The 12,419-nt window shown below is 69.2% G+C and carries 14 protein-coding genes, 1 tRNA gene and 1 other RNA gene; 11 read left to right on the plus strand and 5 right to left on the minus strand.

Translation table 11 applies throughout. The features are described 5' to 3' along the window. Positions 1–54 precede the first annotated feature (54 nt). Positions 55–756 (minus strand): aldo/keto reductase, encoded by a 702-nt coding sequence (locus tag GDI_RS15015; protein ID WP_157871099.1) that lies wholly within the window; start codon positions 754–756, stop codon positions 55–57. A 98-nt stretch (positions 757–854) separates the two neighbouring features. After that, positions 855–944: transfer RNA gene (locus tag GDI_RS15020), tRNA-Ser, on the minus strand. A gap of 307 nt (positions 945–1,251) precedes the next feature. On the opposite strand from GDI_RS15020, the gene rplU reads away from it, so the two are divergent. From rplU to proB, 4 genes are all read left to right on the plus strand, one after another. Further along, the gene (rplU, locus tag GDI_RS15025; protein ID WP_012227565.1) at positions 1,252–1,566 is read left to right on the plus strand and encodes a 50S ribosomal protein L21; all 315 of its coding nucleotides are present in this window, start codon (positions 1,252–1,254) and stop codon (positions 1,564–1,566) included. Between the two features lie 68 nt (positions 1,567–1,634). Next, positions 1,635–1,904 carry a 50S ribosomal protein L27 gene (gene rpmA, locus GDI_RS15030; RefSeq protein WP_012227566.1) on the plus strand — a complete coding sequence of 90 codons (270 nt, stop codon included), beginning with the start codon at positions 1,635–1,637 and terminating at the stop codon, positions 1,902–1,904. 172 nt (positions 1,905–2,076) lie between these two features. Next, positions 2,077–3,129, plus strand: coding sequence for a GTPase ObgE (obgE, locus tag GDI_RS15035; protein WP_012554807.1), 1,053 nt, complete (start codon positions 2,077–2,079; stop codon positions 3,127–3,129). Beyond that, complete coding sequence (gene proB, locus GDI_RS15040; RefSeq protein WP_012227568.1) at positions 3,126–4,274, plus strand: glutamate 5-kinase; 1,149 nt, start codon at positions 3,126–3,128, stop codon at positions 4,272–4,274. Before obgE ends, proB begins: the two co-directional genes overlap by 4 nt. 107 nt (positions 4,275–4,381) lie before the next feature. Here proB and GDI_RS20340 read toward each other — a convergent pair whose 3' ends face one another. Together GDI_RS20340 and GDI_RS15050 are read right to left on the minus strand one after the other, a co-directional pair. Further along, positions 4,382–4,978 (minus strand): hypothetical protein, encoded by a 597-nt coding sequence (locus GDI_RS20340; protein WP_012227569.1) that lies wholly within the window; start codon positions 4,976–4,978, stop codon positions 4,382–4,384. Positions 4,979–5,059: 81 nt separating this feature from the next. Further along, complete coding sequence (locus tag GDI_RS15050) at positions 5,060–5,332, minus strand: DUF2312 domain-containing protein (RefSeq protein WP_012227575.1); 273 nt, start codon at positions 5,330–5,332, stop codon at positions 5,060–5,062. Positions 5,333–5,608: 276 nt separating this feature from the next. Here GDI_RS15050 and zwf point away from each other — a divergent pair, with 276 nt between their 5' ends. The 3 genes from zwf to petA are packed head-to-tail and all read left to right on the plus strand — an operon-like array spanning position 5,609 to position 8,265. Then, the gene (gene zwf, locus GDI_RS15055) at positions 5,609–7,087 is read left to right on the plus strand and encodes a glucose-6-phosphate dehydrogenase (protein ID WP_012227577.1); all 1,479 of its coding nucleotides are present in this window, start codon (positions 5,609–5,611) and stop codon (positions 7,085–7,087) included. Positions 7,088–7,102: 15 nt separating this feature from the next. After that, complete coding sequence (locus tag GDI_RS15060) at positions 7,103–7,555, plus strand: hypothetical protein (protein WP_012227579.1); 453 nt, start codon at positions 7,103–7,105, stop codon at positions 7,553–7,555. Between the two features lie 44 nt (positions 7,556–7,599). After that, complete coding sequence (petA, locus tag GDI_RS15065; protein ID WP_012554803.1) at positions 7,600–8,265, plus strand: ubiquinol-cytochrome c reductase iron-sulfur subunit; 666 nt, start codon at positions 7,600–7,602, stop codon at positions 8,263–8,265. On the opposite strand, the gene GDI_RS15070 is transcribed toward petA, so the two are convergent. After that, positions 8,249–9,223, minus strand: coding sequence for an alpha/beta hydrolase (locus tag GDI_RS15070; RefSeq protein ID WP_012554802.1), 975 nt, complete (start codon positions 9,221–9,223; stop codon positions 8,249–8,251). The two genes, petA and GDI_RS15070, sit on opposite strands and share 17 nt — an antisense overlap. An 81-nt stretch (positions 9,224–9,304) precedes the next feature. Here GDI_RS15070 and rnpB point away from each other — a divergent pair. The 4 genes from rnpB (at position 9,305) to ftsL (ending at position 12,398) form a co-directional block, all read left to right on the plus strand. After that, positions 9,305–9,720: RNase P RNA component class A (rnpB, locus tag GDI_RS18690), an RNA gene on the plus strand. 304 nt (positions 9,721–10,024) lie between these two features. Then, on the plus strand, positions 10,025–10,501 hold the full coding sequence (mraZ, locus tag GDI_RS15075; protein WP_012227584.1) for a division/cell wall cluster transcriptional repressor MraZ: 477 nt from the start codon (positions 10,025–10,027) through the stop codon (positions 10,499–10,501). Beyond that, entirely contained in the window at positions 10,498–11,514 is a 1,017-nt protein-coding gene (gene rsmH / locus GDI_RS15080) for a 16S rRNA (cytosine(1402)-N(4))-methyltransferase RsmH (protein ID WP_012227587.1), read from the plus strand. Before mraZ ends, rsmH begins: the two co-directional genes overlap by 4 nt. Beyond that, positions 11,511–12,398, plus strand: coding sequence for a cell division protein FtsL (gene ftsL / locus GDI_RS15085; protein WP_041249522.1), 888 nt, complete (start codon positions 11,511–11,513; stop codon positions 12,396–12,398). Before rsmH ends, ftsL begins: the two co-directional genes overlap by 4 nt. Positions 12,399–12,419: the final 21 nt, after the last annotated feature.

The raw sequence follows: 12,419 nt of genomic DNA on the forward strand, positions 1-12,419 counted from the left end.
TTAACACAACGTCGACGTTTCCGAAATGACCGCAGATCCGAGTCCCTTGCGGGGTCAGAATTCCTCGTGCCGGGCCGGGTCCTGGTCGAAGGTCCGCCCGTCGGGACGGGCCAGGGTCGCGATGGATGCCATGTCTTCGTCGGTCAGCGCGAAATCAAAGATCGACATGTTCTCGATCTGCCGCGCGCGCGACGCCAACTTGGGGATCGGGACCGCACCGACCTGATGATGCCAGCGCAGCACCACTTGCGGGATCCACCTGTCCAGGCGAGCGGCGATTTTTCCCAGCAGCGGGTCGGAAATCAGCCTGTTGGCGCGTCCCAGCGGGCTCCAGGCCTGGGTGGCGATGCCATGCGCGGCGTGCCACGCGCGCAGGTCGTCCTGCGGGAAATAGGGCGACAGCTCGACCTGGTTGATGCTGGGCGCGACGCCGGTTTCGTCGATCAGGCGCTGGATGTAGTCCGGCAGGAAGTTGCAGACCGCGATCGAGCGGATCATCCCGCGCTTCTTCGCCTCGATCAGGGCGCGCCATGCCTCGACATAGCGATCCTGCGACGGATTGGGCCAGTGGATGTAATAGAGGTCGTAATCCGGCGGGTTGCCATGACACGCCCCCTGCGTCGTGCATTGCCTCCCCGAAGAACGGAATGGCTGCGGCCCGATCCCGAGCGGCTGCGGCGGGACGACGCGGAGATTTTGGCGGGTTTCGCTGTCGAGGAGGGGCAAACGCGGGCCGGAACGTTCCGGCGCATTCATGCCAACGTGGCGGGCGATTGAGGCCGCCGGCGTCATGGGATCGAAGCCGGCAAGAACGATTGTTGCTAAACTGGCCACACGCCAAAGGCGTTTCAACGTGGCGGAGAGGGTGGGATTCGAACCCACGGTACGCTTGCACGCACAACGGTTTTCGAGACCGCCCCGATCGACCGCTCCGGCACCTCTCCATTCGCTAGCGGCGATGGGTCGGCCTTATAGGGTGGGGATGAGTCCCACGCAAGAGACCTTCATGCGTTTTTCCGTCATAATGTTTCGTCCCCCCTCCTCCGCGGCCCTGGAATGGCCGGGGCCGAGATTGGCGGTTGACGTGGGGCGGGACGGGGCAGTAAAAGCCCGACCTCGCCCTCGCGCAGACGGGGGATTGCCATGCCCGCCCCACGGCAGGCCATGGCCAATGACAAAAAGCGACTGGGCCGCGTCGCCTGTTCCGCAAGGGGCCGCACGCGCCAAGAGATCGGAAAGACAGGTTAGAACATGTTTGCAGTCATTCGCACCGGCGGAAAGCAGTATCGCGTTTCCCCGGACACCGTGCTCAAGGTCGAGAAGCTCGATGCCGAGGCCGGCGCCACCGTGACCTTCACCGACGTCCTCGCCGTCGGCGGCGAGAGCGGCACGACCATCGGCGCCCCGCTCGTCGCGGGTGCCACCGTGACCGCCACGGTCATCGCCCAGGATCGCCTGGATACGGTCATCATCTTCAAGAAGCGCCGCCGGCAGAACAGCCGCCGCAAGAACGGCCATCGCCAGCCCGTCACCGTGCTGCGCATCGCCGCGATCAACGCCGCCTGAACCCTGCCCCGGGGCCATGACGCCCCGGACAGGCTTATCAGGTCAGATCAGATTCAGGAGTTCAGGCAATGGCACAAAAAAAGGCAGGCGGTTCGTCCCGCAACGGACGCGATAGCGCCGGTCGGCGCCTCGGCGTCAAGAAGTTCGGTGGCGAAACCGTCGTCGCGGGCAACATCATCATCCGGCAGCGCGGCACCAAGATGAAGCCGGGCAGCAATGTCGGCCTGGGCCGCGACCACACGATCTTCGCGCTGGTCGACGGCCATGTGAAGTTCGAGCGCCGCGCCGAAGGCCGCGTCCACGTGTCGGTCGAGGCGTTGCCGGTCGCCGCCGAGTAAGCTTTCCCGCTTCTCGGGACCGTTTTCGACCCCGCAAAGGGCCGGTCCTCGGGACCGGCCCTTTTTGCGTCATGGCGCGGCGTTGCACCCGCGCCGTGGCCGCACGATTTCACGGCATGCCCCACCGGCATGCCTGCACAGGGCGCGCCTTCGCCCCGACCGGACCAGTACGATGAAATTTCTCGACCAGGCCAAGATCTACGTGAAGTCCGGTGACGGCGGCGACGGCGTCGTCGCCTTCCGGCGCGAGAAATACATCGAATTCGGCGGTCCGGACGGCGGCAATGGCGGGCGCGGCGGCGACATCGTGTTCGAGGCCGCGGGCAACCTGAACACGCTGATCGATTTCCGCTACACCCAGCATTTCCGCGCCCGCAAGGGCGGCAACGGGGCCGGGTCCGACCGGACGGGCGCGGCGGCCGCCCCGGTGCTGATCCAGGTCCCGGTGGGCACGCAGATCTTCGACGAGGACCGCGAGACGATGCTGGCGGACCTGGACCAGCCCGGCAAGCGCATCGTGCTGTGCCACGGCGGCGACGGCGGCCGGGGCAACGCCCATTTCAAGACCAGCACCAACCGCGCCCCCCGCCGCGCGGACAAGGGCTGGCCGGGCGAGGAGCGCTGGATCTGGCTGCGGCTGAAGCTGATCGCCGATGTCGGACTGGTCGGCCTGCCCAATGCCGGCAAGTCCACCTTCCTGTCGGTCGTCTCGGCCGCGCGGCCCAAGATCGCGGATTATCCGTTCACCACCCTGCATCCGCAACTGGGCGTCGTGCGCCTGTCGGTGGCCGAGGAATTCGTGATCGCGGACATTCCCGGCCTGATCGAGGGCGCGCACGAGGGCGCGGGGCTGGGCGACCGCTTCCTGGGCCATGTCGAACGCTGCGCCGTGCTGCTGCACCTGGTCGACGGGGCGGCGGGCGACGTCGTGAAGGCGTGGCGCACCATCCGGCACGAACTGGAAGCCTATGATGGCGGGCTGGCCGCCAAGCCGGAAATCATCGCCCTGAACAAGATCGACGCCATGACGCCGCAGCAGATTTCCAGCCGCCGCCGCGCGCTGGAAAAGGCCAGCGGCATGCCGGTCGTCACCCTATCCGGCGTCACGCGGCAGAATCTGGACGACGTGCTGCGCCTGCTGCAGGACCGCGTGACCGCGACCCGCGAGGCCGCGCGCGACGCGGCCCCGCCGCAGGCCGCGGCCGGGCGGGAGGAAACGGCGTGACCGCCCCCGAATCCACCGGCCTGCCCGACCTGGGCGCCGCCCGCCGCGTCGTCGTGAAGATCGGCAGCGCGCTGGTCGTGGATTCGGGGACCGAGCCCGGCCAGGCCGCGCCGCGCGCCGCCTGGCTGGACAGCGTCGCCCGCGACATTGCGGAGCTTCGGCGCGCCGGCACCGACATCATCGTCGTGTCCTCGGGCGCCATCGCGCTGGCGCGGCACGGGCTGGGACTGACGCGCCGCACCCTGCGGCTGGAGGAAAAGCAGGCCGCGGCCTCGGTCGGGCAGATCCGCCTGGCCCAGGCCTGGACCGACGCGCTGTCGGTGCACGGACTGGTCGCCGCGCAATTGCTGCTGACCCCCGACGACACCGAGGACCGGCGCCGCTACCTGAACGCCCGCGCCACGCTGGACACCCTGCTGGGCCTGGGCTGCGTGCCCGTGATCAACGAGAACGACGCGATCGCCACCACCGAAATCCGCTTCGGCGACAATGACCGCCTGGCCGCCCGGGTGGCGGAAATGACCGGCGCCGACCAGTTGATCCTGCTGTCGGACATCGACGGGCTCTATACCGCCGACCCGCGCATCGACCCCACGGCGCGGCACCTGCCGGTCATCCCCGCCCTGACGGCGGAGATCGAGGCCATGGGTGGCGCCCCGCCACCGGGCTATTCCTCGGGCGGGATGCGCACCAAGCTGATGGCGGCGCGCATCGCCACCCAGGCCGGCTGCGCGATGGCCATCACGATCGGCAAGGACGTCCACCCGCTGGCCCGGCTGCGCCAGGGGGCGCGCTGCTCGTGGTTCCTGCCGATGCCGGACGGGCGTTCGGCGCGCAAGCGCTGGATCGCGGGCGGCCTGGCCCCCGCGGGGCGGCTGGCCATCGATGACGGCGCCCGCCGCGCGCTGGCCACCGGGTCGTCGCTGCTGCCCGCCGGGGTACGCACGGTGGAGGGCGACTTCGAACGCGGCGACCTGCTGCTGGTCACCGACCTGGACGGGAACGAGATCGCGCGCGGCCTGTCGGCCTACAGCGCCGCCGACGCCCGCCAGATCGCCGGCCACCGCTCGGACGATATCGAAGGACTTCTGGGCTGGCGCGGCCGGGACGAGATGATTCACCGCGACGACCTGGTACTGGGCTGATTACCAAGCTGAAAGACAGGCCTTAGAGTCGTCTCTAGTTCCGGGGCGGCCAGCGCAAGGTGGGTTCCGACCGGGGACGGCGGTTGCCCCATTCGTCGTCCGGCCTCTCACGGTCCGCCCGCGGCGGGACAGGCTGTTCGGGCGGGGGGAAGAAAGGCGGCTCGCGCAGCGGGGGCGCCGAGGCAGCGGGTGCTGCCGGTCGGTCGTGCCACGGCATCGGCCGGCCCTCGTCCAGCGGCGCGCGCACGCTGGGGCGCGGTGCGGCGGCCGGGCGGGGGCTCGACGGGCGGCGCGGCGCGCGCGGGGGCTGGTCCGGGCGGCGGCGGATCGAAGCGGGTGGGGCGGGACGCCGCCGGGCGCTCGGGACGCGGCGGGTAGGCATCACTGGCGGCGGGAAGATCGGCCGCTCGGGCCACCATGGGCGGCGGGTCGGCCGGCCGCGCCGCCATGGGCGCGGGTTCGGCCACCGGAGCAGCGGCGCGGGGCGCGGCTGGCATTGCCGGGCGCCGTTCCTCGGGCGGCACCGCCAGGACGCGCAGTTCGGCCTGCAGATCCTCGATCTGCAACGCCAGCGCGTCCAGCCGCCCTTTGACGCCGAAGACGGCGAAGGGCATCAGCAGCCAGACGAAGGCAAACAGCGTCCCCAGGATCAGCAGCGTCAGTTGCAGCCACCAGGGCATCCAGTCGGAAAACGGGAACGGCATCGGCGTACGACCAGAATGAAGGATGTCCCCGCGCCGACGGGACCGGATCGGTCCCGCCCGGCGCAAGGATCACGGTGAAGGCTACATTCCCAAAGCGCGCCGGTAGATGTCCAGCAGGGTCTCCTGCTCCTCCACCTCGGCGGGCTCCTGCTTGCGCAGGCGGATGATCTGGCGGATGACCTTCACGTCGAAACCGGCGGATTTCGCCTCGGTGAAGATGTCCTTGATGTCGCCGGCCAGCGCCTTGCGCTCTTCTTCCAGGCGCTCGACGCGCTCGATGATGCTGCGCAGCCGGTCCGCCGCGATTCCGCCGACCGCCGCCTTGTCGTCAGCAGCAAAATTTTCCGCATCCATGGAACGGCATGCCTCCAGCATCGTGGTTGGAACCTCGCCCGTCCGGGACAGGGGGAAGAGGAAAACCGCCCGAACCCGAAGGGAACGGCGGGCTTATCGTGACGGTGGCGGCCGGTCAATGGCAACTTGACAGGCCCGGGGACCTCGGCCCAAACCGTGGACAAGGCAGGTCGTCCCCACGGCAACGGGGCCGGCTTCTGCACGTCCGTGTGATACCCCCGATACCAAGCGCGACAACAAGTACAACAATCAAACACTTGCAGGAGGCCGCACCCGATGGCTCAGCTCCCCCCCGTGGATATCTTCGACTACATCGTTTTCGGAGCCACCGGCGACCTGACGATGCGCAAGCTGCTGCCGGCGCTGTATTACCGCTATCGCGACGGGCAGATCCCCGACGAGGCCCGGATCATCGGCACCGCGCGTTCGCCGCTGTCGCGGGCGGATTTCCAGGGCCGTGCCGAAAAGGCGCTGCATAACTTCGTCAAGCCCGCCGACCTGGACCCGGACACCGCGCGCCGCTTCCTGGACCTGGTCCATTACGTCAGCCTGAACGGCGCCGAGGCCGACAGCACCTGGCCGGCGCTGAAGAGCCTGCTGGCCGAAGCCCCCGCCGACCGCATCCGCGTCTACTACCTGGCGACGGCGCCGGGCCTGTATGGCCAGATCTGCGAGAACCTGAGCAACCAGGGCCTGGTGACCGAGCAGTCGCGCGTCGTGCTGGAAAAGCCGATCGGCACGGATCTGCAGAGCGCCAATGCCATCAATGACGGGGTGGGCCGGCACTTCCCGGAAAACCACATCTTCCGCATCGACCACTACCTGGGCAAGGAAACCGTCCAGAACCTGATCGCGCTGCGCTTCGCCAATCCGGTGTTCGAGCGGCTGTGGTCCAGCGACGCGATCGAATACGTCCAGATCACGGCGGCCGAGACCGTGGGCGTCGAGGGCCGCGGCCCGTATTATGACAAGTCCGGTGCCCTGCGCGACATGATCCAGAACCATCTGCTGCAGGTGCTGTGCCTGGTGGCAATGGACCCGCCCGGCTCGCTGGAAGCCGACAGCCTGCGCAACGAGAAGCTGAAGGTGCTGCACGCGCTGCGCCCCATCACGCCCGACGATGTCGCGACCTACACCGTGCGCGGCCAGTACACGTGCGGCAAGGAAGGCGACAAGACGCTGGCGGGCTATCTGGAGGACCTGGGCGAAGATGCGACCAGCAGCACCGAGACCTTCGTCGCCATCCGGGCCGAGGTGCATTCCTGGCGCTGGGGCGCCGTGCCGTTCTATCTGCGCTCGGGCAAGCGCATGGCCGAGAAATGCAGCGAGATCGTCATCCAGTTCAAGGCCGCGCCCTGGTCGATCTTCGCCACCAAGCCTCCGGCGAACCGCCTGGTCATCCGCATCCAGCCCGATGAAGGCGTGACGCTGTCGGTATCCACCAAGGACCCGACGCCCACCGACAGCCTGGCCCTGCGGCAGGCGGATATCGACATCGCCTTCGAAAAAGCCTTCGGTACCCGCTATCCGGATTCGTACGAGCGCCTGCTGCTGGACGTCGTGCGCGGCGACCCGGTGCTGTTCATCCGCCGCGACGAGGTCGAGGCCGCGTGGCGCTGGGCCGACCCGATCCTGCAGGGCTGGGCCGAGGACAAGGTGAAGCTGGAGCCCTACCCGGCCGGAAGCTGGGGCCCCGAGGCGGCCCGCGCCCTGCTGGCACGCAGCGGCCACCAGTGGCACGAGGACATGGCGTAAAAGAGCACGAACCTGATGGCTTCCCTGAACCCCAAGCCGGCGATGCGCCGCCCGCGCCTGACGATGCGCCAGCGCATTGTCAGGCGCCTGTTGATGGTGGTGCCTCTGGCCCTGCTGGCGGTCCTGGCCGCGCGCATGGGCTGGCTGGACCAGGCAGCGGACCGGATCACGTTCGACCATGCCAGTTGGTTCGATGACACCGCGCTGGTGGAACATTTCCGCACCGTGGTAACGCATAACGGCATGACCGACGCGCCCGGCCGCTGCCTGCTGTTCATCGTCAACGGCAACGATCCGCCGGATGCCGCGCGGTTCGACGTCATGGAAAAACATTCCGGCTCCTGCCCCCCTGCCAAGGACGCCAAGGACCCGCTGCCGAAGCTGTTCACGCTGAAGGTCGACCGGGTGGACAAGACGGTGCAGACCGACTGGGGATCACCCGGAACGTTCCACCCCATGCCGCGCTGACGCCCCTTCCATCCCACCCCGAACGCTTGGCCGACAGGACCACGATGACGACGACCGGAACGCCCGAGACAGGCCCCCACCCGACCGGAACCGCCCTTCCCGGCACGGGGCGCCGCGATTTCCTGACGCTGGTCACCCTGGCCGCCGGCGGCGCGGGGGCGGCCGCGTTCGCATGGCCGTTCCTGGACAGCCTGCGCCCCGGCGACACGAAATCGGCGCGTGCGCCGGTCGACGTGGACGTGTCGAAACTGCCGCCCGGCCAGCAGATCACGGTGGTGTGGCACGGCAGCCCGGTCTTCATCACCCACCGCACGCCGGAATCCCTGGCCCGGCTGCAGGAGGCCGCGCTGGCCGCCCGGCTGCGCGACCCGTCATCGGGCGCGCTGCAGCAGCCGCCCTATGCCGCCAACTGGCACCGTTCCATCAAACCGGAATTTGGCGTGGTGGTCGGGATCTGCACCCATCTGGGCTGCGTACCGACCTATTCCCCCGCCCCCGATCCGGCAACGCCGATCGCCAACTGGCCCGGCGGCTATGCCTGCCCGTGCCACGGGTCCAAATTCGACCTGGCGGGCCGGGTCTTCACCGGCGCGCCGGCGCCGTACAACCTGCCCGTCCCGCCCTATTCGATGCCCGGCCCGACGACGATCCGCCTGGGGCAGAACCCGGCGGGGTCCGATTTCGACTTTTCCTCTATCCAGCAGATCTGACCGGGTCCTGCCCGGCAAACGCCGCGCGCAGGCGTTTGCCGCCGAAACGGATGGCCGCCTTCCCCCACGGCATGAACGAATACAGGTTCAGGTAGCCGTGGATCGTGCCGGGATAGCAGCGCACCTCCGCCTGGCCGCCCGCTTCGCGCAGGGCGGCGGCATAGCCCGTGGCCTCGTCATGCAGCGGGTCGCACTGCGCGGGCACGATGACCGCCGGCGGCAGTCCCGCCAGCGAGTCGGCATGGATCGGGGCCATCAGCGGATGACGCAGGTCGTCGGGCGTGCGGATATATTGCTGCGCGTACCATTCCATCAGTCGCGTCGTCAGCATGTAGCCCTCCGCATAGCGATGGCGCGACGGCACGTCCCGCTCGCCATAGAGCGAGGGGTAGTACAGCAGTTGCAGCGCCAGGTCCGGCCCGCCGCGATCGCGCGCCAGCAGGGCCAGGACCGCCGCCAGGTTGCCGCCCGCGCTGTCCCCGGCCACCGCGATCGGGCCGCCCCAGCGCCAGGCCTCGCCCGCCAGCCAGTCCAGCGCGGCCAGGCAGTCCTCGACCGCGCCCGGAAAACGGTGTTCCGGCGACAGGCGATAGTCGTAGGACAGCACGGCGGCGCCTGATGCCCGTGCCAGGCGGCAGCAGATTCCATGATGCGAGTTCAGGCCGCAATGCACGAACCCGCCGCCATGCAGGAACAGGACCACACCCCGGACGCGGCCACGGGGAACATACAGCCGCGCGGGGCGCAGTTCCGTCGCCCCGGGAACCCTTACCGCCAGGACCCGGCGCAGCGGCAGGCTGGACAGCGCCTGCGGGAAGCAGGGGCGGTCCAGCGCCTGTCGCAGGGATTCGAGCGTATGCGGCACCTGCGCCCGCTGCCTCGCCCGGCTGGTCATGTGCCGCAGCAGCAGCCGCGCCGCCAATCCGGGCGTGGTCCGCCCCGCCGGTCCGACATCCATGTCCGCGCCTCCATCTGCCTCTTTTTGATGCGGCGCATTCCCCCTTGACGCAACCCGGACAGGTCGTTCAGTTTCCGCAGGCCAGATGGTCGGGCGGCCGCTGTCGCGTGGATTTCCCACGCGGTGGAGGAAAGTCCGGGCTCCACGGAGGAACGGTGCCGGCTAACGGCCGGCGGGGGTGACCCCAGGGAAAGTGCCACAGAAAACAGACCGCCCCCACGGCATTCCGGTTCGCCGGAGATGGTGCGGGTAAGGGTGAAACGGTGCGGTAAGAGCGCACCGCGCGTGCGGTAACGCAGGCGGCAGGGCAAACCCCACCGGGAGCAAGACCGAATAGGAACGGCAGACGGACCGCCTCGCGCGGGGTCGTCGGGGGTCCCTCCGCCCCCGTCGTTCGGGTTGGTCGCGTGAGGCGCGCCGCAAGGCGCGTCCCAGAGGAATGGTCGCCCCCCTTCATCGAAGGTGGACAGAACCCGGCTTACAGACCATCTGGCCGTTCTCCCCATGCCTTGCCCTAATTATGCACCAAAATGTTCTCGTTTTGATCCAAAACCCAGAAGAACATAACATAAACATTCATATTTATTCCGCTTTGTTCCACAGGTCCGCAGACAATTGGCCTCCGCCCGATCCGCGACTTGGCCAATCCTCAAAAAACAGCGGTTTTCCGCCAGAATTTCAGCGCGTTTAATTTGACGTCCCATAAAATCCCATGATATCCCATAAAAACCCGGGCCGAAGGGGCTGCCGGGCCCGTGTGCGCGCATCGCACGTCATTCCAGCCAGGGGGCATCGCATAGCGTGAGTGTGTTCCTTGGCACCCATCAGAACCGTCTCGATGCCAAGGGCCGCGTTTCGATTCCGGCCGGCTTCCGCACGGCATTGCGCGCCCAGGCGGCGGCGGGCGAGGCGCTGGTCATCCTGCGCCCCTCGCACCAGTATCCGTGCATCGAGGCCTGGCCGACCGCCGCCTTCGCAGCACTCAGCCAGCCGCTGGACCGGCTGGACATGTTTTCCGACGAGCATGACGACATGGCCGCCGCGCTGTACGCCGACGCCTACCCCGTCGATGCCGACCGCGAGGGCCGGATCATCCTGCCCGACACCCTGAAGGAACACGCGGCCCTGACCGACAGCGTCGCCTTCATGGGGCTGGGCCGGACCTTCCAGATCTGGGAACCCGCCGCCGCCGAGCGCCGCAGGGCGGAGGCCCGCACCCGCTCGCGCCAGCTCGCCCTGCCCGCCCAGGGCCGCCGCCAGGGGGGCGCGGACGCATGAGCACCATCCCTACCTCGGGCCACATCCCGGTCATGCTGGCCGAAGTGCTGGAGATGCTGTGCCCGCGCGACGGCGCGACCTATCTGGACGGCACGTTCGGCGGTGGCGGCTATGCCCGCGCCATCCTGGGGGCCGCGCGCTGCACCCTGTGGGCGATCGACCGCGACCCTGCCGCCATCCGGCGCGGCCAGGCGCTGCAGGCCGAATTGCGCGACGCCGAGGGCGGGATGCGCCTGCACATGCTCCAGGGCGGGTTCGGCGACATGCAGGGCCTGCTGGCCGAAAGCGGGGTGCACAGCCTGGACGGCGTGGTGCTGGATCTGGGCGTGTCGTCCTTCCAGCTCGACGAGGTCGAACGCGGCTTTTCCTTCCGCACCGACGGCCCGCTGGACATGCGCATGGGCGATACCGGCCCCACGGCGGCCGACATCGTGAATACGATGGGCGAATCCGACCTGGCCGACATCATCTATGAATATGGCGAGGAACGGATGTCCCGCCGGGTCGCGCGCGCCATCGTCGCCGCCCGCGCGCAGGCGCCGATCACGACCACATTTCAACTGGCCGACATCATCCGCTCGGTCGTGCCGGGCGACCGTTCGGGCATCGACCCGGCCACGCGTTCGTTCCAAGGCATCCGCATCCACGTCAATGACGAGCTGGGGCAGATCGTAACGGGACTGGAACAGGCGCTGGCGCTGCTGGCCCCCGGCGGCCGGCTGGTCGTGGTGTCGTTCCACTCATTGGAAGACCGGCTGGTCAAGCAGGCGCTGAACCGCGCCGCCGGCCGCATGCCCGGCCCCTCGCGCCACGATCCCCGCTCCATGCGGGCCGAGCAGGCGGCGCCGGACTTCCGGCTGCTGACCAGCCGCGCCCTGCGCCCCGGCGAGACGGAATGCCGCGCCAACCCCCGCGCCCGCAGCGCGCGTCTGCGCGCGGCGGAGCGCCTTGCGGTCCCGGACACCCAGAACAGCACCCATAATAATACCAGCCCCCAGGAACGCCGCCCATGATGCGATCCTTCACAATCCTCTGCGCCATGATGGCCGGCCTGTCCGGGCTGTACCTGTATTCCACGAAGCACCAGACCACGCTTCTGGACCAGCAGATCTCGCAGATCGTTGCGGATACGCAGCATGTCCGCGAACAGACCGCGATGATGCGCGCGGAATGGGCGCTGCTGAACCAGCCGGACCGGCTGGCCAGCCTGTCGGCGCGCTTCCTGCCCGACATGAAGCCGATGGCGCCGACCCAGTTCATCCAGATGACGGCTCTGGCCGACCGGCTGCCGGCCCCGGGCGCACGGCCGCTGCCGGTGGCCAATCCGCGCGCCACCATCAGCGCCACGATCGGCGCGACCCTGGCGGCGGCCCAGCCTTCCGCGACCGCGACCCTGGCGGCGGCCCAGCCTTCCGCGACCGCGACGCTGGCGGCGGCGCGCCGTCCGCAGGCGCCGGCGGTCGAACAGCCTGTCCGTCTGGCCGCGTACCGGCCGGCGACCGGCGAATCGGCCCCGGCCGCGCACCCGGATCGACCGGTCATGGTGGCCGAGGCCGCGCCGGTGGCGTTCCATGCCGCCCCGATCGTCCCGGCCGCGGTCACCCCGGTCCAGCATTCCAGCCACGCCGCCCCGGTTTCGCCCGATTTGACGCATAACTCCGCGCGTCGTGCCGTACTCCCCGTTGCCCCTGCCGCGCGCCCCGTGCTACCGCCTGCCGCCGCTCCCGCCGTCCGCATGGCCGCCTATCGCCCGGTGCGGCCGGTGCCCATGGCCGTGGCCGCCTGGCGGCCGGCGGCTCCGGTCCCGTATCAGGAGGCCCGGGGCTATGGCAGGGGGTCCTCGCTGGGTTTCACGCATTCCGCTTCTCTTCCGCCCCCCGTCCCCGTCAGCAACTGACGACCCAGCCCCCGATGACCT

The sequence above is a fragment of the Gluconacetobacter diazotrophicus PA1 5 genome (assembly GCF_000067045.1).
GTDB lineage: Bacteria > Pseudomonadota > Alphaproteobacteria > Acetobacterales > Acetobacteraceae > Gluconacetobacter > Gluconacetobacter diazotrophicus.